Origin of the sequence: Fulvivirga lutea, assembly GCF_017068455.1 — a bacterium.
GTDB lineage: Bacteria > Bacteroidota > Bacteroidia > Cytophagales > Cyclobacteriaceae > Fulvivirga > Fulvivirga lutea.
On the sequence record NZ_CP070608.1, the window covers coordinates 2,657,128 to 2,681,091 of the forward strand.

Here is a 23,964-nt window from a genome sequence, read left to right on the forward strand (position 1 = left end):
CATGAATCAAAAGGACTTATACCAATTTGACGAAGAATTTAGGGATACCATAGCCACTGTTGACGAAACAGGTAAAAGGCTATGGATATACCCTAAAAAACCAAAAGGTTATTATCATAACCTTCGAATAGGGGTAACTATTTTTTTATTGGGAATACTGTTTGCCGGTCCGTTTATAACTATTGGTGGCAGACCACTTCTATTACTCAATATTTTCGAACGTAAATTCGTGATCTTCGGTCAGGCATTTTGGCCTCAGGATTTTTTCCTATTAGCACTTTTATTGATCACATTCTTCGTTTTTGTGATTCTCTTTACTGTGGTATTCGGAAGATTATGGTGCGGGTGGGCTTGCCCTCAAACGCTCTTTATGGAGATGGTATTCCGAAAAATAGAATATTGGATAGAAGGGGATGCGAACCAACAGAGAAAGCTAGATCAAAAGCCATGGGATTTTGAGAAGGTTAGAAAGAAAGGCCTGAAGCATATTATCTATGCGCTTATTGCCATTTTAATAGCCCACACGGCCATGTCTTACTTAATTGGAATCGACAAGGTAATGGAAATCGTTAGTCAGCCACCATCCGAAAACATTGCAGGCTTTACTGGAATGGTAGTGTTTACAGGAATTTTCTACTGGGTTTTTGCTTATTTAAGGGAGCAAGCTTGTGTAGCTATTTGTCCGTATGGCAGGCTACAAGGTGTTCTGCTGGATAATAAATCCATTGCCGTAATGTACGATTGGCTGCGAGGTGAGCCAAGAGGGAAGTTGAAAAAAAATGAGCCGGTTGAAGAGAAAGGCGATTGTATTGATTGTAAGTTATGCGTTCATGCCTGTCCAACAGGAATCGACATCAGAAATGGTACACAACTGGAATGCGTAAATTGCACCGCCTGTATAGATGCCTGTGACGAAGTGATGGTGAAAGTAAATAAGCCTAAAGGACTTATTCGTTATGCCTCGCACGAATCTATAAGTACAGGATCCAAATCGTTATTCAATACGCGTGTAAAAGCATATTCTGTGGTTCTTTTAATACTCGTTAGCATTTTACTCTCTGCTTTAATGATGCGTTCAGATATTGAAACCACTATATTGAAAGTGCCTGGTCAGTTATACCAAAAGACAGAAAAAGGAACCATCACTAACCTTTACAACATTCAATTTGTGAATAAGACTTTCGAGGACATGAAAATTGATTTGAAAGTGATAGATCAGGAGGAAGCGAGTATTATTAAAGTAGGTGAGGCAGATCAGTTACTTGAGGCCAACAGCTTAAGTGAAGGCGTTTATTTTATAGAAATTCCAGCGGATAAAATTACATCGGCTCGAATGAAACTGACCGTTGGTGTCTATGTTAATGGGGAGCTTGAAGAAACAGTAAAGACAAAATTTTTAGGGCCAATAAACAATTAAAGCCATGAATTGGGGAACAAAAATAGTTATTGCATTTATCTCATTTGCGGGAGTTATTATCACCATGGTGGTGATAAGTATGAAACAAGATATTAGCCTTGTTGCTACTGATTATTACAAGCAGGAGCTTGCTTATCAGGATCAGATAGATAAACAAACCCATGCCTTAGAGCTTGGTGATCATATTACATTTGAATTTGATGCTAGAGATCATAAGTTCTTCATTAACAGTGACTTAAATACTAAAGGTGAAGTTCATTTCTATCGTCCATCAGACGCAAAAAAAGATAGGGTAGTGCCGTTTGAAATAGCAGCAGGAACCAAACAATTTATTAGTACAAAAGGTATGGACTTAGGTCTATGGAAAGTAAAGCTCTCCTGGTCAGAAGGTGAAAAAGAAGCTTACATCGAAAAGACCATTATCATCTAATAATGATTGGTTATCTCATTATCGGACTAACCATTGGCCTGTTTGGTGGATTCCACTGTATCGCGATGTGTGGACCCGTGGCTGCTTTCCTCCATTCCAAAAGTGGTACTAAATTATCCATGCTACTCTACAATGCAGGTAGGTTAATTACCTATGTGTTTTTGGGAGTTGTTGTGGGATTTGTTGGAGTAGGAATTCAATTTGCAGATTGGCAAAGTGCAGTGTCTGTCATTTCTGGAGTTGCCTTACTTTTAATGATCATCGTACCAAAGCTTGCTAACAGACTTTCGGGTTGGTCATCAGCCAATTTTGTGGTTTCTAAATTTAGGACTAAACTTTTGTCAATCAATCGAACAAAAAACTCTTTCACTTACTTAATTCTTGGTGTAATCAATGGACTTCTGCCATGCGGACTGGTTTATATGGCGCTCATAGCCTCGCTGAATGGTGGAGGCATGCTGGAGTCAATTTTGGTGATGACTGGTTTTGGTTTAGGTACATGGCCATTAATGTCGGTAGTGATGCTGGGAAGTGGATTTTTAAACAAACAAATTTTATTTAAGAGATTAGTGCCGTCACTTTCAATAATTGTGGGTATACTATTAATAGTAAGAGGGTTGTCGTTAGATATTCCTTACGTGAGCCCGGTTTTAGCACAATTAGGTTGGGATGCCGGTATCACAACATGTACTACACCATAATTAGAATCTTATAAAATCATTTTAAAATGAGTTCATTAATAATTGTTAGTAGCAAAGAAGCTATAGATCATATACAGTCAAATCAAAACGTTTACATACAAGGAGCAGCTATGACTCCTAATCGTTTGATTGATGAACTATGCAATAACTATGAGTCGCTGGAAAATGTGAATCTGGTTCATATGCATACGGAAGGTGATGCATTGTATACCCAAGAGCCGTATAGAGGCTCTTTTAAAACAGTAAGTTGTTTTGTGGGTGCCAATGTTCGTAAAGCCATAAACACAGGCTTTGGTGATTATATTCCCATTTTTTTAAGTGAAATCCATCAATTATTTAGGCGTAATATCATCCCCTTAGATGTTGCGCTTATTCAGGTATCACCACCCGATCAGCATGGATTTTGTTCGTTAGGAACGTCAATTGATGTTACTATTCCCGCCATTGAAACTGCCGGAATTGTTATCGCCCAGATTAACAAGCACGTTCCTCGTACCCATGGAGATGGTATAATTCATATCAGCAAAATTGATTACGCAGTAGAAGTTGATGAGCCGCTTCATTGCTCAACATTGCATCCGCCATCTGAAATTGAAAATAAGATTGGGCATCATGTATCTACATTGGTAGAAGATGGAGCAACCTTGCAAATGGGTATAGGAGGTATACCCAATGTGGTTTTGGCCAATTTAGTTAACCATAAAGATCTGGGCATCCACACAGAAATGTTTTCCGATGGTATTTTAAAACTCGTAGAAGCTGGAGTATTAACTGGCGCTAAAAAAGCAGTGAAGCCGGGTAAAATAGTAAGTTGCTTTGCTGTGGGGTCTCAGAAGTTGTATGACTTTATGGATAACAACCCTATGGTACACTTAAAAGAGGCTGCTTATACAAACGATACAGCCGTGATTCGTAGAAATCCAAAGGTTACCGCTATTAATAGTGCCATTGAAATTGACATAACAGGTCAGGTTTGTGCTGATACTATTGGGATGTATCAATACTCAGGGGTAGGCGGGCAAATGGATTTTATTCGCGGTGCGTCACTTTCAGAGGGTGGCAAGGCTATTATAGCAATGCCTTCAATAACAAGTAAAGGGCTTAGTAAAATAGTTCCTGCTCTCAAAGAGGGAGCCGGTGTTACAACCACGAGAGCGCACGTTCACTACATTGCTACAGAGCATGGAGTGGTAGACCTTTATGGCAAGAGTTTGAAGCAGCGTGCAAGGGCTTTAATATCTATAGCCCATCCGGATCATCGAGAATATTTAGAAGAAAAAGCTTTTGAAAGATTCCAAATACCCGTGTAAATTATTTATTAGCTAGGATAAACTAAAAAACGCCCATTTTAATTCAAAATGGGCGTTTTTTATTACTTTTTATTGGAGCCTGCTTCAAGGTTTTAGTATATCGAAAGTCATATTTAATCCTGACTTCTGTCATTAATAGCCTGCTCATTGACTCATAATATTGTATCGACAAAAAAGATAAAAAGTCATGAAAACGAAGGCAATGTTACTCTTGATATTTATTGGAACCCTGTCATCCGCAGGAGCCCAAAGTTATAAGTTAGACAACACATCCAGTTCTCTGGAAGTGCTTGGTACTTCAACTTTACACGATTGGGAAATCACTGCAGAAGAGCTCAATGGCACGGCACAATTATCAAGCAAAGATGATGTCTACTCCATCAACTCACTAAACTTTCAGGTAAAAGTTGAAAGCTTGAAAAGTGGCAAGAGTTCGATGGATAATAACACTTATGAGGCGCTTAATAGTGACGATTACCCCACTATTGATTACAAGCTGAATGAAGTGGTGTCGGTCTCTAACAACGGAAACAAGTATGATCTTAAAACAAAAGGCGCTTTAACAATTGCCGGAACAACCAAGGTGATAACAATTCCTGTAAAGGCTGAAATTAATGAGAATAATATGGTATGCACAGGAGAAGTCACATTTAAAATGACAGACTTCAACGTTGATCCACCAACAGCTTTACTGGGTACAGTAAAAACAGGCGATCAGATTACCATAAAATTTAAAACCGAGTTTAAAAATTAATCAATCTTAAAATACCAAAACAATGAAAAATTCAATAAAAGCAACACTATTAGTCGGACTATTGGGCATTGCCACAATAGGTACTGCGCAGGTTAACAGAGCCCTGCAATACGATCGACTTCCCGGACAAGCCGGAGTAAATGTTTACGAAACTTCTAAAGAAGATACAATTGGCTATGATGGCTTCAAAGTAAGAGTAGGAGGTGACTTTGCCATGCAATTTCAATCAATCACTCAAGGTAATGATGCAGGTAACTTGGCCAAATTAGGTCAGGACTTTAATCTACCAACTGCTAACTTAAACATAGATGTTCAGTTAGAAGATGGTGTTAAAATGCACTTGAGAACTTACCTGTCTTCTAGACACCACGAAGAAGCCTGGGTAAAAGGTGGACACATCCAAATTGATAAAATGGACTTTGTTAAACCTGGTTTTATGTCAGGGTTCATGGAAATAGCAACCATTAGAATTGGATTGGATGAATTCAACTATGGTGATGCTCATTTTAGAAGAACAGATAACGCAAGGGCAATTTACAACCCTTTTGTAGCAAACTACATAATGGATGCATTCTCTACAGAGGCATTTGGTGAGTTAACATTGCAAAAAAACGGAATGTTAGCAGTATTAGGTGTAACCAACGGTAAGCTAAATCAGAACGTGGTCGTAAACGACAACAGTGATAATAAGCCATCTTTCTTCGGTAAGTTGGGTATTGATAAGCAGCTAGATGATGATAAAAGAGTTAGATTAACAGGTTCTTGGTACTTGAATAAAGGTACTACCACAGGTACTTGGTTATACGGTGGTGATAGAGCAGGAGCTAGATACTACGGTGTATTACATACACAACAAGAAGTTGCTGACAGAGCTGTAAGCGATTTTGAGCCAAGATTAAACGCCCGATTTACAGAGGTTACAGCCATTCAAATTAACCCATTCGTTCAACTTGGAGGCTTAGAGTTCTTCGGAATCTATGAAGTAGCTTCTGGAAGTGCTGATGGTAATGACGGTTCTTTCACACAAATTGCTGCTGAAGCACTGTATAGATTTGGAGGTAACGACCAATTCTATGCAGGTGGTAGATACAACACTGTGAAGGGAGCTAGAGTTGACGGTGCACCGGATCAGGAAATAAGCAGAATAAACTTAGGCGGAGGCTGGTTTATGACAAACAACGTAATTGTTAAGCTAGAGTATGTGAGTCAAAAGTATGACGGTGACGGGTTCACTGGTACTAAATACCAAGGAGCTAGCTTCGAAGGTGTAAACATTGAAGCAGCCATTAGCTTCTAAAACCGATTAATTTTAAACTAGAAAAGGGGGCATTGCCCCTTTTTTTTATGGCCAGTTATATTTATTGACAATAATCAGAACAGAGCCTAATAGGAGTCATCTAACTTTTAAGGTAAAAAAGGGAAATTCATAGTAAAACAAGGAGGTTATTATGGGACTTCATAGAGATTACTTCGATAGACAAGCAGATTTCAGGATTCTGCATAAAAAAGAGCCAAAGCAAAAACTAGTTAGGCTTTATGATCAGGCTAAAATATTTAATGACCTGTTTGAAATAAAGCAGGCAAAAAAGAAACAATACGAAAGCTTAAGAGGCTTACTCTTTAATATCGGCCTCTTTTTAAGTTTAACTATTGTTACCCTAATCATTAACTGGAAATTCTATGATACAGGCAAACTGGTTGACCTAACAGCCAATGCGATTTATGAAGATGAGTTATTTGAAGTGCCGCCTACAGAACAAACACCTCCAGAGCCAATTAAAGTGTTGAAACAACCCAATATTATTGAGGTGCCAGATGAAGAAACCATTAAGGAAGAGATAAAAATTGATTTGGATATAAGCATAGATGAAGACACTGAATTTGAAGCAATAGATATTATAGCAAGCGAAGAACCTATGGAAGAAGTAGCAGATGAAGTATTTACTATTGTTGAAAATCAACCAGTACCTAATGGAGGCCTCGCAAGTTTTTACAGCTATATCAATAACAATATAAAATACCCTGCAGCAGCCAGAAGATCTAATGTACAAGGTAAGGTCTTCGTGCAGTTTGTTGTTAACAAAGACGGCCGTTTAACTGACCTTGAAGTAATAAAAGGTATAGGCATGGGTTGTGATGAAGAAGCTCTTAGGGTAATTGCAAATGCTGATCCCTGGATCCCAGGTAAACAGAGAGGTAAACCTGTACGAGTTAAAATGGTTATCCCTATACAATTTGTTTTAAATCAGCAATAAAGCCTATCTTGTTGAGGCGAATGCAAAACTTATCAGATAAAGTACGAGAATTCAATAAGGTAAAGGGATTTTTCACAAGAGATGAAAAGGTTCTAAGTTATTTTAAAGAACACTTTAATTCCAATTCAATATCAGATGTTTTAATAAAACTGAATGAATGTGGAAATCACTTTCATCACCAATTAAACCTTTCAGCATTAAGCGATTTTATTTTAAAACTTAACCTAGACAAACTCTTAAAAAGCGGAGACCCTACTGCAGTTCAAAAAATCTGTGAGTTTGATAACTCCAGCCTAATTATTTGTGACGTAGCGTCCAGATATTGCAATTGGCACAACCCTGATGCATATGCCATCTGCGATAGTATTACTTTGGAACTGTTATATAAAAAAAGAGCCACCGAGCTCAAAGAATTCGATTATCAAACATTTCTGATTGATGTAAATAAATGGAGAAAAGAGATGAAGCTCGATGAGTTTAATTACAGAGAGTTGTATAAATTTCTATGGCTGTTCAATTCTGGTTTGTAAGCTAAGGCTAACATCTATAGTCTTATCTACTTTTATTAAACCCATTAAAGCAGAGGGAGGGTTGAGGTTAAAATCGTTTATGTCAAATGTTGAATTCAACTTGATTTTGAATGTATCTTCATCAAGTTGACTTATGTCGTAATTTAATAGGTATCGGTTTGTTACACCGGCAATAGTTACCAATGTCTCAGCTTTTGAGTTATTGCAATTCAGATTATCAAAATTAATAATACTTAGTAGTTCAAACTGCATAAAAGGATACTCCTCAGCTTTAAGGGTCTTTTTCATATCCCTCGTTATAAAATTACTACCACAATCAAACTGATTAACAGGTATTGAGAACTTCGTATTGTCAAATTTTACAGTGGTTGCCTGTAAATTGTAGCACACATCCACACTTTCTCCGCAAAAACCTTGTACTATCTGGCAATCAAACGAGTTAACACTAGACTTCCCGCTTATCCTAAATGTGCTTTCATCTTCAATGATCATTGTTTGTCTAACAGTCTGGCTTTGCGCCACCAATGGTATTGATAGTAAGAAAAACGAAATAAGTCTTGTCATAATTTAAATTTAATGATGGCAAATAACGGTGAATGATGTTTAAGGATTAATGACATAGATCAGGTCTAGACATGAGAGAAATGGCATTTGTGTTCAGTTTGTATAACGATGACAAGGCTTTAATAATTTAGTGTAAAATATAATTTTCGGAAAGACCAATTATTAGTAGTACCTTTGTAGCACAATTAGCAGGAGTATCACTTCTTTATTCTATCCAACCGATTCAATAATTAATTTTTTACCCCTTCTAACATTTTTTATTAACACTAGAAACGGGGATTAATATCTTTTAAAGTTTATCAATTTATACACTTATCCAGTCGGCACTAAAATTTAAATCTGTCGATCTGGACTAGTGAAATAATGCCTATTTCTAAGGTTAGAACATAACCATATGAATACAACAAAAACAAAGAGATCCAGAAATGCTGGATTCAAAAATCGTTCTGCAAGCAGACCTTCAGGACAAGGTAGAAGAAGTAACTCAAAGAAAAAAGCTACCACTTCAATTGATATTAACCAGTTGGTAAAAAAGGTACAACCTTCCATCCAACAAAAATATATATCAGAAAGGACATTTGATGAAATGCCTTTAGATGTTAATCTTAAAGCAAATCTTCATAAGAAAGGATATCAAACGCCTAGTCAAATACAAGACGAAACGTTAGAGCCATTATTAGATGGCAGAGATTTAATGGGCGTAGCCAACACCGGAACGGGTAAAACAGCTGCATTCTTAATACCTATCGTTCAACGCTTGATGAAGGACAAAGCTCCTATGAACGCACTAATTATAGTGCCAACACGAGAGCTGGCTTTACAGGTAGAAACTGAATTTAAAAGTTTGGTCCATGGCTTAGGCTTATTTGCCTCAAGTTTTATTGGTGGAACAAGCGTTGGAAAAGATTTAGCGCAACTGAGAAGAAAGAATCATATTATAATAGGTACACCAGGTAGATTAAAAGACCTGATGGACAGAAAGGCATTGAGATTAGACAAAATACCAGTATTAGTCCTGGACGAGTTCGATAGAATGCTGGACATGGGATTTGTAAACGATATTAAGCGTATTGTAGGCGATATGACGAGCAGATCTCAGACTATGTTATTTTCTGCCACAGTAGATAAATCTCAGAAAAGCCTGATAAGCACCATTCTTACGAACCCTGTAGAGGTTAAGGTGAATGCCGGTGATAGTTCAAGCGATCAGGTAGATCAGGATATCATTAAAGTAGGCGAGGGTGAAGATAAATTCAAAGTACTCTCTGACATGCTTTCTGAAAGCGATTACCAAAAAGTATTAGTATTTGCTGAAACCAGAAGATGGGTTTCAAAGATTACGAAAAAGCTAACTGAATCTGGTATTAAAGCCGATCAAATTCACGGTGATAAGTCACAAAATTACCGTGTAAATGCACTTAATAGATTTAAGTCAGGAAAGCTTCAAGTTTTAGTAGCTACAGATGTGGCAGCTAGAGGTATTGATGTGAATGACATTACCCATGTTATCAACTATTCAATACCGTTAACTTATGACAGTTATGTACACCGTATTGGAAGAACAGGTAGAGCAGGAAAAACGGGTAAAGCACTGACATTTATTAACTAACAAACACGAATTATTAAACAATAATATAATGAAAGAAGGAACAGTAAAATTTTTCAATAACACCAAGGGATTTGGTTTTATTACACCTGAAGGTGAATCTGAAGATGTTTTTGTCCATGAAAGTGGATTGATAGACAGAATCAACGAAAACGATAAAGTTGAATTCTCTGTTGAGAGAGGTAAGAAAGGCATGAATGCCGTTCAAGTGAAAGTAATTGGATAATTAATAAATAATGAAGGCTTTCGAAATTTTGAAAGCCTTCTGTTTTTGACTAAATATACTATATGGGAAGATCACAAAACACATTTTTAAAGAAAGAAAGAGAAAAGAAGAAACTTCAAAAGCGTAAAGAAAAGCAAGAGAAGAAAGAAGAAAGAAAAGCTAACTCAACCAGCGGAGATTTAGATGAAATGATGGCCTATTTGGATGAGAATGGAAACATTGTAGATTCGCCACCAGATGAGACTAAAAAGAAAAAAGAGATAAAGGCCAAAGACATAGAAATTGGTGTGCCTAAGTCTGCCCCACAAGATTTAACGTCAGAGCGAAGAGGTAAAGTAGCCTTTTTTAATGATGCTAAAGGGTACGGTTTTATAGACCAGAATGAAACAAATGAGCGCTTTTTCGTTCATGTAAATAGCTTAAAATCTCAAATAAGAGAAGGAGATAAAGTAGGCTTTAAGCTTGAAAAAGGGCCTAAAGGTTTAGTGGCAATTGAAGTGAAGGTAGTTAGATAATACTACCTGGCCACGTGCCATTTTTGTATTTGCTCCAGCTTTTCAATTTCTTTAATGAGTATTTTTCCTGATTGAATTTCAATAATTTTCTCGTCTTTTAAGTCAGACAATACTCGTATCACAGATTCGGTGGCAGTTCCCACCATGTTAGATAAGTCGTCACGAGATACTTTTATTGGCTCATTGGCTTCAGAGCCAAACTTTTCGAATATCTTGAGTAATGCACCTGCAGTTCGCTGCCTAACAGAGTTGTAGGCTAAGTCAATAAGCTGCTGCTCTCTATCAACTACATTCTTCGAAAGCATTTGAATGAACCTTTGAGCCACATCTCGGTTGGTGTATAGCAAGTCAAAGAACTCAGTTTTTGGTATTTGTATGATAGATGAATCTTCAATGGTTTCTGCTGAGTCTTCGTGCTTAATTTCTTCCAGCATTGCCTCGTACCCAAAGAAATCTCCAGCGGCATAAATACCTGTAATCAGCTCTTTTCCATCTTCATTAGATTTGATTGTTTTTACCTTTCCGCTAACAACCAAATACAAATGATTTGGGTAATCACCATTTCTAAAGATTTCATTTTTCTTTTTGAACAATCGAGGTTCGTAACTAGAGGTAAGGCTTTCAAGGTTATGATGCTTTTTTACATCCTTAATAAATTTATTAACACCTTCAGGACTATTGCTATAATCCTTCTTTAGAGCATCTACTTTTCTCAACCTCGATTCTATTGAATCTAGAAGCTCAGTATCATCAAACGGTTTGGTTAAATAATCATCTGCACCCAAACCCATGCCTTTACGTAGGTCCGCCTTCTCAGCTTTAGCAGTAAGGAAAATAAATGGAATAGAGGCTGTAGCTTCCTTTTTTGACAGAATATGAAGTACGCCATAGCCATCTAATTCGGGCATCATAATGTCACAAATAATCAGATCAGGTTTTTCTTTTACTGCCAAATCAACACCCACTTTGCCATTTTCGGCTAATATCGTTTTGTAATCTGCCAGTTCTAAAATTTCACTGATATTCTCACGAATCTCATTGTTATCCTCTATGATCAAAATCTTTTTCATAATGGTAAAGTTACTGTAAATGTGGTGCCTTCATTTTCCTTACTCTCAAAAGTAATTGTGCCATTCAGCATTTCAACATATTTTTTTACAATATTCAGTCCTAAGCCTGTACCCTGAATGTTTATGGCGTTTTTAGCTCTAAAAAACCGATCGAACAAATGACTCTGTTCATTGGCTGGAATACCAATTCCGTAGTCTTTAATAGTTAATTGAACACTTTGAGGTTTAAATTCAGTGATGATATCAATATTACTACTGCTGTACTTAATGGCATTGGAGGTTAAGTTAATGACTATATTCTTTACAATTTTCTCATCACTTACTATGTTCTTCTCCTCGCCAATAATTTCTAAATTAATTTTTTGATCTGGCTTTTTCAAAGCTTCCATTTCCTCAATAACCTCTTTCACTGTGCATATCACAGACAGTTGATTCTGATCAATGTCAATTTTCCCTTCTTCCAGCTTGGCCAACGAAAGAAAGTCGTTAAGTATATTATTTAAATTACTGATAGCCGATTTAATCTTTTCTATATGTTTCGATCTGTTTTCCTGCTGATCAGTTTTTTCATATTTGCCAATAAGAGAGGCAGATGATAGTATGGTACTTAGTGGTGTTCTAAATTCATGTGATGCCATTGAAACAAACCTCGATTTGAGTTCATTTAACTCTCGTTCTTTTTCCAGAGCCTTAATTACCTCTTCCTGTGCTTTTTTTCGTTCAGAAATTTCCTTCTCCAGCTCTTCGGTTCTTTTGCTAACTCTATCTTCCAGTTGTGTGGCGTATAAAATCAATTGTTCTTCACTTCGTTGTAGAGCATCTTCAACTCTTTTACGTTCAGAAATATCTATCACAAAAGCCACAATGTGAGGCTCATCATCTAAATGAACTTTATTTAAGCTTATTTCAACAGGAAATTGTGTGCCGTCTTTTTTTAATCCCAGCAAGTCTCTACCTACACCCATTTTTCTGGGTTTAGGGTTTTCAATATAAACTTCTCTCTCTTTAACATGCTTATGTCTGATTTTATCTGGTATGAGTGTTTCTATAGTTTTACCTAGTAGCTCTTCAATTTCATACCCAAATAGTTTTAGTAGTGAGCTATTGGCCAAGGCAATTTTTCCCTCAATATCTACAGCAATAATGCCTTCTTCGCATGCTTCAAATATGGCTTTATAGGCTGTTTCGTTTGACTCTCTCATAATGCTAAAAATATGACAAAAATCATTAAATGCATTGACCATTTTAACAGGATATGGACGGAGGATCAATTTATATTGCATTGGAGAGCAGATAGAATGTTAAAAAAGAAGGCGCTATACCCAATTAACTTAAAGGAAGACACTACCTATTGTTTGAATAAAGCTGTTGAGCTTTGTGAAAAAAACAATTGGGAGTTAATCATATTATACGCTTACCGGCTCATTAAACCCTACAACGAAGGAGATGGCACTTCTCAAAGTTTTAAAAAAGAAATAGAGAATAAGGCGAAATTCATTTTTGATAAAATAGAGGTGGACCTATTAAAGTCGAAAGGAATTGACTATCGTTTTCTATCTGAAGTAGGGTTTATGGCCGATAGAATAAAAATCAACATTAAAACGCAAGATATTGATTATCTTATTTTGTGTCCCTCCATGCAGGAATCTTTAAAAAATGAAATTCATGAGGAATTTCTTGGAAAGGCTTCCGTTCAGCTTGTAGCCTAAAAACTGCTATCTATATATTATTAATGCGTATTAATCGGGATTAGAATAATTAAATTTTTAATTTTAATATTCGATTAATGTAATACTGAGTGCGTTTACCAATTTTAAAATCAATTCTCTTAATCACTGTCGTGCTATTTAGCCGTGCTGTGCTCTATAGCCAGGGTAGCATCAATTCGAAGATTGATTATTATAATGATTTGGCTGAAGAATATTGGCACTCTAATACCAAATTAGCCATTCAATATAGCGATTCCGCCTATCAATTAGCACAAGGCTCCAAATACAAAGAAGGCCTGTTAAGGTCTTTGGCCAATAAAGGAATATCAGCCTATACAAACGGAGACTACATGGCTGCAGAAGACTATTATAAGCGGGCCATTGAAATTGGGAAGTCAGAAAAAATTGAAAATGATGCATTTCAATTTTATTTGAACTTGCTACTAAAAAAAGGGGAAGCATCAAAGGTTGTTCGTTTAGTAGATTCTGCAGTAGTTGTCGAAAATAAGGCAGAGGTCAAAATCGATTATTTGCTTTCAAGAGGCTTTGCTTTGGTGGATCTGGGTGATGTGAATGGAGTTTTAAATACGTTGGTGTCAATAAGTAATGTGCAGGCGGCAGATTACAGGTCTAATTCTATTCTCTTATTAAAGGCCGAATACGAAAGATTAACAGGAAACTATGCCAATGCCAAAGAATACCTAGAAGCAAATATATCAACTCACAAAGCCTCAGGTGATTCCCTCAACATGGCTGCTACTTTGGTAAAATTGGCAAAGGTGAAAAGTGTAAATGGTAATTATGATAATGCGCTGCTAGACTTGACTGAGGCTGAAAGGTTATATAAAGCAAGTGGCTATGATTATGGGCGTGGGTTGTGCTATTATCAATTGGGCGGCTTGTATTCTGAATTGGGTCAGATAGATCTTTCTGTTGAGTATTACTTCAAGGCACTTGAAATATTTCAGGACCAGAATAATAAAAAGGAATTAGCAGAAACGTATTATGAACTTGCCTGGATGTATTTTAATCAGGATGAAGCAAAATCAAGGTCGTTGCTTAGGCGTGCGGAGATTATAAGTGATGACATTGGCAACAAGTCGATTAAAGCGGTAGTGTATAATTATTTAGGTACGTTACTTACCCGACAATTAAAGTATGATAGTGCAATATATGCGTATCAGAAGAGCGCTCAACTTAAACGAGAGCTTAATCACAAAAGAGGTGAGGCGGTAGCCATTTTTAACCTGGGGTATGTTTATGAAAAACTAGGTGAAGATAAGAAGGCACTAGAAAATTACTTGCTTACATATCCTGTCGATCTGGATATGGGTAATCAATATGGTGCTGCCGTAAGCGAATATACTATAGCCAATGTTTACATAAAGCTGGAACAATATAAGCAAGCTCGAGAGTATATAGAAAAGGCAATTGAAAGGGCTGAGAAACTAGGAGCAAAGTCTATAATAGTTGAGTGCTTGCTGATTAAATCTAAACTCTATGAGAAACTTGGTCAGGTAAATGTTGCTCTGGACTATTATAAGAGATATTCTGCAATGAAAGATAGTGTGTTTAGCACTGAAAAAGAGGTGCGCTTGGCTGAATTGGAGGCCAGGTATACACTGAAACAAAAAGATCAGGAAATCAGGGTGCTGAATTTGGAAAATCTGAATAGGCAACAGGATTTAGAAATTCAGAGTAAGACCATAAAGAATCAGCGTTTTTTATTAGGGTTAGTCACTTTAGGTATAGTGAGCATTTGTATAGTACTTTTTATCACATTCAGGCTGTTGAAAATTAGGAGCAGGACCAATAAACAACTTCAAGAACTCAATAGAGAAATTAGTGAGAAGTCCGAAGAGATAACAGCGCAATCTGAGGAGCTTCGGGAAGCGAATGAGGAAATATTATCTTTAAATGAAGGGCTCGAAACAGAAGTAGAAAGAAGGACTAAACAGCTAAATGAAGCGCATAAAGATTTGGATACCTTCTTTTACCATGCTGCACATGATTTTAGAAGGCCATTAACTACCTTTCTTGGTTTGGCTGAAATAGCGCGTACAGTTGTAAAAGACGAAAGCGCACTTGAGTTATTTGAAAAGGTAGAAGACACTGCCGGGAGCTTAAACAGAATGGTTAATAAGTTAAAAGCAGTGAGTATTGTAGGCTTTGATAAATTGGAATTTAAAAAGCTCGATATTACGAAAATTATAGATACCAGAATAGACAAGCAGGAATACTTATTCAAAGAATATAACGTTCAAATTGACACCGAATTACAAATATCTGAATTCAAGTCCTCTAAAGATATTCTTGAAATTATCGTTGATAACCTGTTAGAAAATGCCATTTTGTTTAGTAAGAAGGAGTCAATCAACCATATTAAAATCTCTACCAGACAAAAAGATAAAAATATTATGCTCACCGTTACAGATAATGGACAGGGGATCGATCCTGCGTTACGTGATAAGGTCTTCGAGCTATATTTTAGAGGCAATGAAACTTCACAAGGCAATGGTCTGGGTTTATATATCACCAAAAAGGCCGTTGAACGGCTAAAAGGTTCGATTGATTTTACTTCTGAACTGGGAGTAGGAAGTAGGTTCGTAGTTACACTGCCATTATAAAAAGACTCATTTTGTAGCTTTTTAGTGACTTTAATTGGAAATAATATTCCGTATTACACTCATATTAATGCTTTGTTAAGAATAATATTCTGTAAAATATAAAATATCGAAATATTAATACCATTCTATTGAGCTGGATATCCTTTAAATTTTTCCGGTCAATTTATTTCTGGTTTATTTTCATAATAACCTTACATGAAACTTACATAACGATTATTCAATCGTTTAGATGGTAAACAGCCAATTACCTTTGCAGCGCAAAATAACCCAGAAATATCAAATTAAAATGAAAAACTTATTAGTAGCCCTAGCATTAATTGCAAACATCACAGCTTTCGGATCAGAGCGTTCAAAAGTGAAAGTAACGAACGATTCAACTGCAATTTTTAAAGTGTATTACACTAGCCCTGTTTCTAACAAAGTTAGAGTAAACATCTACAATGAAGATGGAAAGAAGGTTTTCTCTGAAATCATTAAAAATGAAAATGGTTTTGTGAGACCTTACAACATGAGCAACCTACCAGCAGGTAACTACAAATTCGAGATTGTAGACAATGAAGATGTAAGAGCTTACGAGTTCGCTTTTAATAACGCACCTGCTAATGCAGAAGGATTAACAGTATTTGTTAACAAGTTTTCTGATAACAAGTTCTTTTTAGGATTAGGTAACGCGTCTAACCAGGAAGTTACTATTAAAATAATGGATGAGAATAGAAATGAGGTGTATTCAGCTACTGAAAATGTTGTAAGCCAGTTCTCTCAGCTATTCAATTTAGAAGCAGTAAAATCAGGCGTTACTTTCAAAGTAATGAGCAACGGTATAACTGTAAAAGAAATTTCTTTCTAGTAAAGAAAGAGTTTAGGTTGATTGAACCCGGTTTCAGAAATGGAGCCGGGTTTTTTTGTATAAAAATTATCATCAAATTGTTGCCTAAATCATAGAAATTGGCAATATTCGAGGATGCAAAAATTCTACTTCTGCATTCATTATTCAGTACGACTACTTCGGTGTTCTTTTGTAGGATTACTTGCTAACCCACTTAACCTTACCAATTTACAGCCCATATTTAATTGCTAGATAAAACCTTTGCTTAGTTTAATCTAGTTCTCAACAAAATTTTATTTAAATGAATAATAAATATGCGCTTGCCATACATGGTGGGGCAGGTACAATACTTAAATCAAAAATGAGTCCGGAGCAAGAAGTAACTTATAAAAAGGTACTAGAGGAGTCATTAATACAAGGCCAGAAGATTTTGAATTCAGGTGGTAGTTCACTCGATGCAGTGGAAGAGTCAGTAAAGGTTTTAGAAGATAGCCACTTATTTAATGCAGGTAAAGGAGCAGTATTTACAGCCGATGGAAAGCATGAAATGGAAGCTTCTATCATGTGTGGAAAATCTTTAGAAGCGGGTGCGGTTGCTGGAATTACTACACTAAAAAACCCCGTAACATTGTCGCGCAAAATATTAGCCGACAAAAATTATGTTTTTCTCTCAGGGCATGGTGCTGAAGAATACGGTGCTTTGCATAACTTGGAGATGGTTACAAATGACTATTTCTATTCCGATATGCGCTATGAACAGTGGCAGGCTTTAAAAGGATCTGATAAAACAGCGCTTGATCATACGGACGATAGAAAATTTGGAACCGTAGGTGCCGTAGCGCTGGATGTTCATGGTAATATTGCGGCAGCAACCTCTACCGGTGGCTTAACGAATAAAAAGTATGGAAGAATAGGAGATAGCTCTGTCATTGGAAGTGGTGTTTATGCTAATAATGATACTTGCGCTATTTCATGTACGGGTTACGGTGAATTTTTTCTTAGAGGAGTGGTTGCTTATGATATATCATGTTTGATGGAATACGCCAATCTTTCTTTACAGGATGCAGCAGAGAAGGTGATTATGGAAAAGCAAACCAAATTAGGTGGAGAAGGTGGTATTGTTGGCGTAGATGCCAATGGTAATATGGCTTTGGTGTTTAATTCAGAAGGAATGTACAGGGGAATGGTGAACGAATCTACTCCACCAAAAGCCTTTATTTTCAGAGATTAATTCCAGCTAAAAAATAATACAGGAGGTATTAATAATAACATAGCCAATATCGATAAAATGATGAAGAGTGGAAGCATCCATTTGAACCATTTTTCATAAGGGATATTGGCTATGGTTAGTACCCCCATAGTTACTCCACTGGTAGGTATAATTAAATTCGATAACCCATCACCTAGTTGAAATGCCAGTACCGCTGTCTGCCTTGAAACATTAATTAAATCACTAAGTGGGGCCATAATAGGCATGGTCAATGCTGCCTGCCCACTGCCTGACGGTAAGAAGAAGTTTAAGAATGTCTGTAATCCGAACATCAATTGAACAGACACTGCATTTGGAAAGCCATCCACACTGCTAGCCATAGCATTAAGAATCGTGTCAATAATTTTACCATCAGAAGCTATTATGAGTATACCCTTGGCAATGGCAATCACAAAAGTAACTTTAATCATTTCAGAAGCACCTTTAACAAAACTGTCAATAGCAGTACCACTATTCATTCTAAATACTATGGCAGAAACAACTGCCATGCAAACGAACAATGCCGATATCTCGTTGATGTACCAATCCCAGGCATTAACGCCATAAATAAGTGCAACAAGCCCTAGTAGAAAAATGATTATTACCGCCCTGTGTCTATTGGTAAATGTTATATGCTCCTGAGCCTGATTTTTATATTTTGAATTTTTATCGATATCGTACATCGGGCTTTTTTCTGGGTTCTTTTCTATTTTGCTGGCATAGATCATTACGAAAATGATAGCAGCTGACGTAAGAATAACCCATACAACAAGCCTGTATTCCCAACCGCTAAAAGGAGCTAATTCAGCAATTCCCTGAGCAATACCAACTGTGAATGGGTTTAAGAATGCTCCTGCAAAACCAGCACCTGCTCCAACAAACGGAATGCTAACACCAACAACAGAATCATACCCCAGAGCAAAGGAGAGGGGTAGAGTAATTAAAATAAACACTAAAACCTCTTCGCTCATACCGAAGGTGGCACCAGCAATGGAGAATAAAATCATCAATAAAGGAATAACCAGGCTTTTATATGCCTTATTTTTTTGGCTGGCTACTACAACACTTTGCAATCCAGCCTCAATAGCCCCTGTCTGATTAATTACACCGAAAGACCCCGCTACGAGAAATATAAATGTAATAATCTGAGCGGAAGATATAAATCCTTTGATTGGGGCCAGAATGAAATCGAAAAGACCAGCAGGATTTGATGCTACTTCTTTATAACTATCTGCTACCACCAACTCTTTACCATTTACTACCTCTCTATCAAATTCACCCGATGGAACGATCCAGGTGAGTAGTGTGAAAACCAAAAGAATTGCAATAAGAAGAAGGAGGGTGTCAGGTAATTTAAATTTCATTTTACTAATGCGAATTTATCTCCCGGCAATAATACACTAACTTCAAGGTTTTCAGCGCCTAAAAGATGTTTGTTTTTTCTTAGCTGTTTATCATTATTGATAACCCTGATGACTTGAGACAGCCCAATAACTTCAGCACTATCGCCACTTACAATCAGGGCTGTAGACTCATCTATGCCTAAGCCTATTAAATCAGGATTTTCAATACAAACACTAAATAATCTGTTATATCTACCGCGTTTAATAAAATGCTGATCTACCACAGCTGTGGTTAGCAATCCTAATCCCTGAGCGGTGATTATATTATTACTCTCAATAGATCGGAGTGTATTGTCATAATCAGGATAATTACGCTCATTGCCCGTAATCATTAATTCACTCATAACAGCGGCACCTGCACTGGTTCCTGCTATGACACTTCCTTTCTTGTAAGCAGTTTTGATAGCTTCTTTTATTTCCGTGCCAGCTATAATATCCATGAATTTATTTTGATCGCCCCCTGAGATATAGATAAGTGAAGCATTAGCAATAGAATCGATTTGTGATGGAGTAGGAGAGTCGCCTTTTTCAAAGTTCATTCCTACTACATTTGAAATACCTGCGTTGAGAAATTGTAGGTTGGCGTAATAAATAGCGGAATCGGGTTCTGAGCTAGACATAGGTAGAATGATGCCATAAGCACCACTTTTAAGGTTAGCCAGTTCTATAATTTTATTCACCAAAATGGGCGGGCGACTACCACCTCCAATGATAAATAATTGCCCTTGGGCAGTGTTGGTAACTTCATTTACAGATTGCTCTTCGACTGGTTGCTCGTTACAAGCCAGTAACAAAGTACTGATACTAAAAAGTAAAAAATATAGTTGTTTCATTGAATTCAAAGTTATAAAAAAGAGGCCTCAACCGTTGTTGCAGGCCTCTTTCAATAAAAAGTATTTCACCTAAACCAAATGAATACTTTTATGGGATGAAGAATAAACCTCTAGGATCATTGAAGTCAGAGCTTAGCGTAACTTTATCACTACCGTCAAGGTTGATCATAAATACACTACCACTATTTCTTTCTGAATAGTATAATTTGCCATTGGTGTTGTCAACAACCAAACCATAAACTCTGTTTCCAGTAGCTATTACGGTCTGAATTCCAGAACCATCGAGATTTGCCATCAAAATATTACCGGTGTCTGTATCATCAAAGTAGATTTTCTCATTCACTTTGTCTACTGCAATTCCATATCCATACCCGCCTGCATTATAATCAATGATTCTTGTAACACCGCTTCCATCAGTATTACCTACCCAAACAGACTCTGCATCTATTTCAACACAAGTTATATATAGATTATTGTCGTAAAAATCTATCCCAACAGGTAATTCTCCTAAGCCATCATTTGCATTGTCATATAATACAGTAGAGTTCCCACTTGACAAGTCGATTTCGTGTACAGCATGGACGCCAGCACCTCTATCGGTGATGTAAGCCTTATTATTATCCAAGTCTAAAGCAACATCTCTTGGGTCTTCAAATCCTTCCGCTACAATTTCAGCGTCAGAACCGTCTAAATTAACCCTCCACAACTTACCTTCTCCCAGTACTTCGGCATCAGTGTAGTAAATCAATTCATTATCTGAGTCATACTCTATTCCTGTACCAAAACCATCTATTCCAAAAGATCCACCATTCACTTCACCGATCAATAAATCTGCTGCGTCAATTACAAAAAGCCTTGTTAGAAGTGCATCCGGATCTTTTATTACAACGGTTTTTTCGACAAAATCAAGATCGTCTTCTGTGACGGCAGTTAATGTCACGGTATAGCTGCCCGGGCTTTCATAAAAATGGGTAGGATTTTCTTCGGAAGAAGAAGTTCCATCGCCAAAAGACCAATTAAAAGTTGCTGTCTTACCTTCAGCCACTCTGGTCTCATTAGTAAAAGTGACAGTAGCCGGAGCAAATGCCTCATTATCAATGCTGAATGAATATTCTACATCAACAGTTGATGCCTGTGGCACAGGAAAGTCATCATCATTGCTACATGCAGCAACGACAAAGATTGATGCTGCAATAAATAATCTATTTAATAAATATTTCATGATTTCTTTAGTTAGATTTTCTAATAATCAGGCCACGAATATCAACAGTTGTATCGATAAGTACTTTTTCTTCAGAACCATCTAGGTTAGCCTCTTTAATTACTCCATCGCGGCTTGCAAAGTAGAATTTACCCGTCTCGTTATTAATAGCAATTCCATATACGCGGTCAGATGGGGCGCCAACAGTTTCAATATTTGACCCATCTAAATCAGCTCTTAGAATATTACTTCCGTCATTGTCATCAAAGTAAATTTTCTCGTTTACTTTATCTACTTCAATTCCATAGCCAAAGCCACCGGAACTGTAGTCAATGATTTTGGAAATACCTGAACCATCAACATTTCCTGTCCAAACAGTTTCAGCATCGAAATCAACTGCAGTTGCATAAAGGTTGCCATTGTATAGATCTAGCCCCACTGGCAGTAAGAATAAACCATCATCAGCTACACTATATACTACCGATTTAGTACCAGTAGATAAATCAACTTCAGTGATTTGATCGGATGATCTTTCTGTTACAAATAATCGATTATTGGCAACATCCAATGCAATATCCCGAGGTCCATTTAGTCCATCAGTGATTTCAACTTCATTACCACCATTAACTGAATTTCTGAAAATTTTGAACGCATCATCATCGGAAAAATATAGCTCATCAAATTCAGGATCATAGGCTAAGCCAAAACTAAACCCTGGTAAATCAAAGACATCCACTATTGTTTCAGGATCATTCAAATTGATTTTTTGAACTTTTAAGTCGGTATTGTTAATGAAGTATAGTTCAAAGTCATTTGGATTAATAGTTATTGTAACCGTTGATGAACTTTCTCCGCCCGTTCCTGTGGCTGTTAGCTTAACATCAAAATCTCCTGCTGTGGTATAAACAAAGGTTGGATTTTCTTCGGTACTAGTAGAGTTATTCGCATCGCCAAAATCCCACACATAGCTAATTCCATTAACAGTTTCATTTACAAACTGAACGGTTGTGGAAACACGTAAATCATCTGAATTTTCTACTGAAAATGCCGTTTCAGGAATTAAACCTTCAATTATTACTTCTTGTGATGCCAAATCTCTTTGGCCATTGCCAGAAGCTTCTAGTGTAACAGTAAATGTACCTGGCTCACTGTATACATGTGTCACAGACTTTCCAACAGCTACATTTCCATCTCCAAAAGACCACTTGTAAGAGAACGCATTAACTGCGGATGCTGTAAAAGTAACTTCCTCACCTTGTTTTAAAATACTGGACTCAGCAATGGTGAAATCAGCTGTAGGAGCGGGCCCAAGCTCATTATCGTCATCATCGGAGCAGCCTCCAAAAATGGCTAATGACAGAAATAAAGCCATTAACCAATGATTATTTTTTATATATGTTTTCATATTAATTGTATTCTGGGTTTTGTACTAATGTTCCATCAGAGATATTAATCTCTCTTCTTGGTATAGGAAAAATCCTTCTAAAGCTTTCTAAGCCACGAATCGATTCCATTCTTCCATAGCGCACCATGTCAAACCAGTAGTGGCCTTCAAAGGCAAACTCTGCTCTTCGCTCATTAAGTAGCACAGTCAGTAGTTCTGCATCACTGGCAATATTTGTAAATGAAGTTAAACCTGCTCTATTTCTTACCGCATTGATATCCGGTAAGGCATCATTAGGAACTCCATCTCTTCCTAAGGCTTCAGCACGGATTAAATACATCTCAGATAGACGAATTATAATCGTATTTTCACCATCTTCTTGAGGGGTTGTGCCATATTTAATACATCTGTTTAATCCACTACTTGTTGTTTCAAATAGCATTCCTCGCTCATTTTCATTTCTATTGTTGAAAAAGTCGATGAGATTATTGGTTACTGAAACTTCAGGAGGGTTGTTATACATTTCTATTGACCATACATTAGGATCATCTTGTTGTATAAACTCCAACTCAAAAATAGCTTCGGATGATTCTTCAGTTGTGTAGATTTCGTTATAGTCATCAGGTAAATTACCTAGCTCATTGATCACTTCAGTTGCTAAAGTTTCTGCTTGATCGAACTCATTTTGATAAAGATGCACTCGTGCTTTAAGTGCTTTTGCTGCAACTTTTGAAGCAAAGAATGGGCTTGCACTTTCTAGTCGATCTATAGCCTCCTGTAAGTCAGACTCAATTTGAGTATACGAGTTTGCAACAGTAGCACGAGCTGTTTCCGAAGGTGCCAGTGAGGGCTGTAGTTTTAATGGAATTCCAAATTCAGAACTAACATTAAAAAATTCACCATATTGTCTCAATGCATCGAAAAATGCCAAACCTCTTATAAAATAGGCCTGGCCGAGCATATCACTTTTTTCTGATTCTGTAAGTTCAGATATTTGCGGAATATATTCAATCACAATATTTGCTGCATTGACTGTAGCATATAGTGCTATCCAGCTATCCTCAACATGAAAGTTTGATGCTGGTACTCGACCACTTGCTAACTCTTGCCAAAATGCCTGAAATGCTGATGCAGTACCATTTCCAGCTACCATTTCTGTCGCCATTATGTATCTTCCACCGTAATAATCACCATCTTGCAATGTATGATATAAACCGTTTACGGCAGCCGTAGCTGATTGTCTATCAACTAGAGCATTTTGGGTTTGAACAAACGTCTCTGGTTCTTGATCTAAAACATTACATCCAGTCAAGAATAGTCCATATATAATTATGTATTTCAATTTCATATTAAT

23 protein-coding genes are annotated in these 23,964 nt (G+C 36.9%); 15 read left to right on the forward strand and 8 right to left on the reverse strand.

The genetic code is table 11. From position 1 onward, the window contains the following. The first annotated feature begins 1 nt into the window (after position 1). The 8 genes from ccoG (at position 2) to JR347_RS11905 (ending at position 7,397) form a co-directional block, all read left to right on the forward strand. A complete protein-coding gene (gene ccoG, locus JR347_RS11870; RefSeq protein ID WP_205720821.1) occupies positions 2-1,417 on the forward strand; it encodes a cytochrome c oxidase accessory protein CcoG in 1,416 nt (471 codons plus the stop codon). A 4-nt stretch (positions 1,418-1,421) separates the two neighbouring features. Then, on the forward strand, positions 1,422-1,847 hold the full coding sequence (locus JR347_RS11875; RefSeq protein ID WP_205720822.1) for a FixH family protein: 426 nt from the start codon (positions 1,422-1,424) through the stop codon (positions 1,845-1,847). Between the two features lie 2 nt (positions 1,848-1,849). Then, positions 1,850-2,548, forward strand: coding sequence for a sulfite exporter TauE/SafE family protein (locus JR347_RS11880; RefSeq protein WP_205720823.1), 699 nt, complete (start codon positions 1,850-1,852; stop codon positions 2,546-2,548). Between the two features lie 26 nt (positions 2,549-2,574). Further along, entirely contained in the window at positions 2,575-3,858 is a 1,284-nt protein-coding gene (locus tag JR347_RS11885; protein WP_205720824.1) for an acetyl-CoA hydrolase/transferase family protein, read from the forward strand. A gap of 187 nt (positions 3,859-4,045) precedes the next feature. Continuing rightward, positions 4,046-4,612, forward strand: a complete 567-nt coding sequence (locus tag JR347_RS11890; protein ID WP_205720825.1) for a YceI family protein — start codon at positions 4,046-4,048, stop codon at positions 4,610-4,612. Positions 4,613-4,634: 22 nt separating this feature from the next. Then, positions 4,635-5,909: a hypothetical protein gene (locus JR347_RS11895; RefSeq protein WP_205720826.1), complete on the forward strand. Its 1,275-nt coding sequence runs from the start codon at positions 4,635-4,637 to the stop codon at positions 5,907-5,909. A 151-nt stretch (positions 5,910-6,060) separates the two neighbouring features. After that, positions 6,061-6,867 (forward strand): energy transducer TonB, encoded by an 807-nt coding sequence (locus tag JR347_RS11900; protein WP_205720827.1) that lies wholly within the window; start codon positions 6,061-6,063, stop codon positions 6,865-6,867. Between the two features lie 20 nt (positions 6,868-6,887). After that, a complete protein-coding gene (locus JR347_RS11905) occupies positions 6,888-7,397 on the forward strand; it encodes a hypothetical protein (RefSeq protein ID WP_205720828.1) in 510 nt (169 codons plus the stop codon). On the opposite strand, the gene JR347_RS11910 is transcribed toward JR347_RS11905, so the two are convergent. Then, positions 7,371-7,961, reverse strand: a complete 591-nt coding sequence (locus tag JR347_RS11910; protein WP_205720829.1) for a YceI family protein — start codon at positions 7,959-7,961, stop codon at positions 7,371-7,373. The genes JR347_RS11905 and JR347_RS11910 overlap by 27 nt on opposite strands. A gap of 394 nt (positions 7,962-8,355) precedes the next feature. Here JR347_RS11910 and JR347_RS11915 point away from each other — a divergent pair, with 394 nt between their 5' ends. The 3 genes from JR347_RS11915 (at position 8,356) to JR347_RS11925 (ending at position 10,308) form a co-directional block, all read left to right on the forward strand. Then, positions 8,356-9,570, forward strand: a complete 1,215-nt coding sequence (locus JR347_RS11915) for a DEAD/DEAH box helicase (RefSeq protein WP_205720830.1) — start codon at positions 8,356-8,358, stop codon at positions 9,568-9,570. Positions 9,571-9,598: 28 nt separating this feature from the next. After that, entirely contained in the window at positions 9,599-9,793 is a 195-nt protein-coding gene (locus tag JR347_RS11920) for a cold-shock protein (RefSeq protein ID WP_205720831.1), read from the forward strand. 62 nt (positions 9,794-9,855) lie between these two features. Further along, positions 9,856-10,308 carry a cold-shock protein gene (locus JR347_RS11925; protein WP_205720832.1) on the forward strand — a complete coding sequence of 151 codons (453 nt, stop codon included), beginning with the start codon at positions 9,856-9,858 and terminating at the stop codon, positions 10,306-10,308. 2 nt (positions 10,309-10,310) lie between these two features. Here JR347_RS11925 and JR347_RS11930 read toward each other — a convergent pair whose 3' ends face one another. After that, entirely contained in the window at positions 10,311-11,378 is a 1,068-nt protein-coding gene (locus JR347_RS11930; protein WP_205720833.1) for a response regulator, read from the reverse strand. Continuing rightward, a complete protein-coding gene (locus tag JR347_RS11935) occupies positions 11,375-12,580 on the reverse strand; it encodes a PAS domain-containing sensor histidine kinase (RefSeq protein ID WP_205720834.1) in 1,206 nt (401 codons plus the stop codon). Before JR347_RS11935 ends, JR347_RS11930 begins: the two co-directional genes overlap by 4 nt. A 12-nt stretch (positions 12,581-12,592) precedes the next feature. Here JR347_RS11935 and JR347_RS11940 point away from each other — a divergent pair, with 12 nt between their 5' ends. The 4 genes from JR347_RS11940 to JR347_RS11955 all read left to right on the forward strand — a co-directional run bounded on the left by JR347_RS11940 (position 12,593) and on the right by JR347_RS11955 (position 17,771). Next, positions 12,593-13,087 carry a hypothetical protein gene (locus JR347_RS11940; protein ID WP_205720835.1) on the forward strand — a complete coding sequence of 165 codons (495 nt, stop codon included), beginning with the start codon at positions 12,593-12,595 and terminating at the stop codon, positions 13,085-13,087. A gap of 131 nt (positions 13,088-13,218) precedes the next feature. After that, positions 13,219-15,714, forward strand: a complete 2,496-nt coding sequence (locus JR347_RS11945; protein WP_205720836.1) for a tetratricopeptide repeat protein — start codon at positions 13,219-13,221, stop codon at positions 15,712-15,714. Between the two features lie 286 nt (positions 15,715-16,000). After that, a complete protein-coding gene (locus tag JR347_RS11950; protein ID WP_205720837.1) occupies positions 16,001-16,561 on the forward strand; it encodes a hypothetical protein in 561 nt (186 codons plus the stop codon). Between the two features lie 280 nt (positions 16,562-16,841). Then, positions 16,842-17,771, forward strand: coding sequence for an isoaspartyl peptidase/L-asparaginase family protein (locus tag JR347_RS11955; RefSeq protein WP_205720838.1), 930 nt, complete (start codon positions 16,842-16,844; stop codon positions 17,769-17,771). Here JR347_RS11955 and JR347_RS11960 read toward each other — a convergent pair. The 5 genes from JR347_RS11960 to JR347_RS11980 all read right to left on the reverse strand — a co-directional run bounded on the left by JR347_RS11960 (position 17,768) and on the right by JR347_RS11980 (position 23,952). After that, positions 17,768-19,153, reverse strand: coding sequence for a YfcC family protein (locus JR347_RS11960; RefSeq protein WP_205720839.1), 1,386 nt, complete (start codon positions 19,151-19,153; stop codon positions 17,768-17,770). The genes JR347_RS11955 and JR347_RS11960 overlap by 4 nt on opposite strands. After that, positions 19,150-20,025, reverse strand: coding sequence for a cyanophycinase (locus JR347_RS11965; protein WP_205720840.1), 876 nt, complete (start codon positions 20,023-20,025; stop codon positions 19,150-19,152). Before JR347_RS11965 ends, JR347_RS11960 begins: the two co-directional genes overlap by 4 nt. Positions 20,026-20,113: 88 nt before the next feature. Continuing rightward, the gene (locus JR347_RS11970) at positions 20,114-21,247 is read right to left on the reverse strand and encodes a PKD domain-containing protein (RefSeq protein WP_205720841.1); all 1,134 of its coding nucleotides are present in this window, start codon (positions 21,245-21,247) and stop codon (positions 20,114-20,116) included. 7 nt (positions 21,248-21,254) lie between these two features. Next, positions 21,255-22,631, reverse strand: a complete 1,377-nt coding sequence (locus JR347_RS11975; RefSeq protein ID WP_205720842.1) for a PKD domain-containing protein — start codon at positions 22,629-22,631, stop codon at positions 21,255-21,257. Between the two features lies 1 nt (position 22,632). Then, complete coding sequence (locus JR347_RS11980) at positions 22,633-23,952, reverse strand: RagB/SusD family nutrient uptake outer membrane protein (RefSeq protein ID WP_205720843.1); 1,320 nt, start codon at positions 23,950-23,952, stop codon at positions 22,633-22,635. Positions 23,953-23,964: the final 12 nt, after the last annotated feature.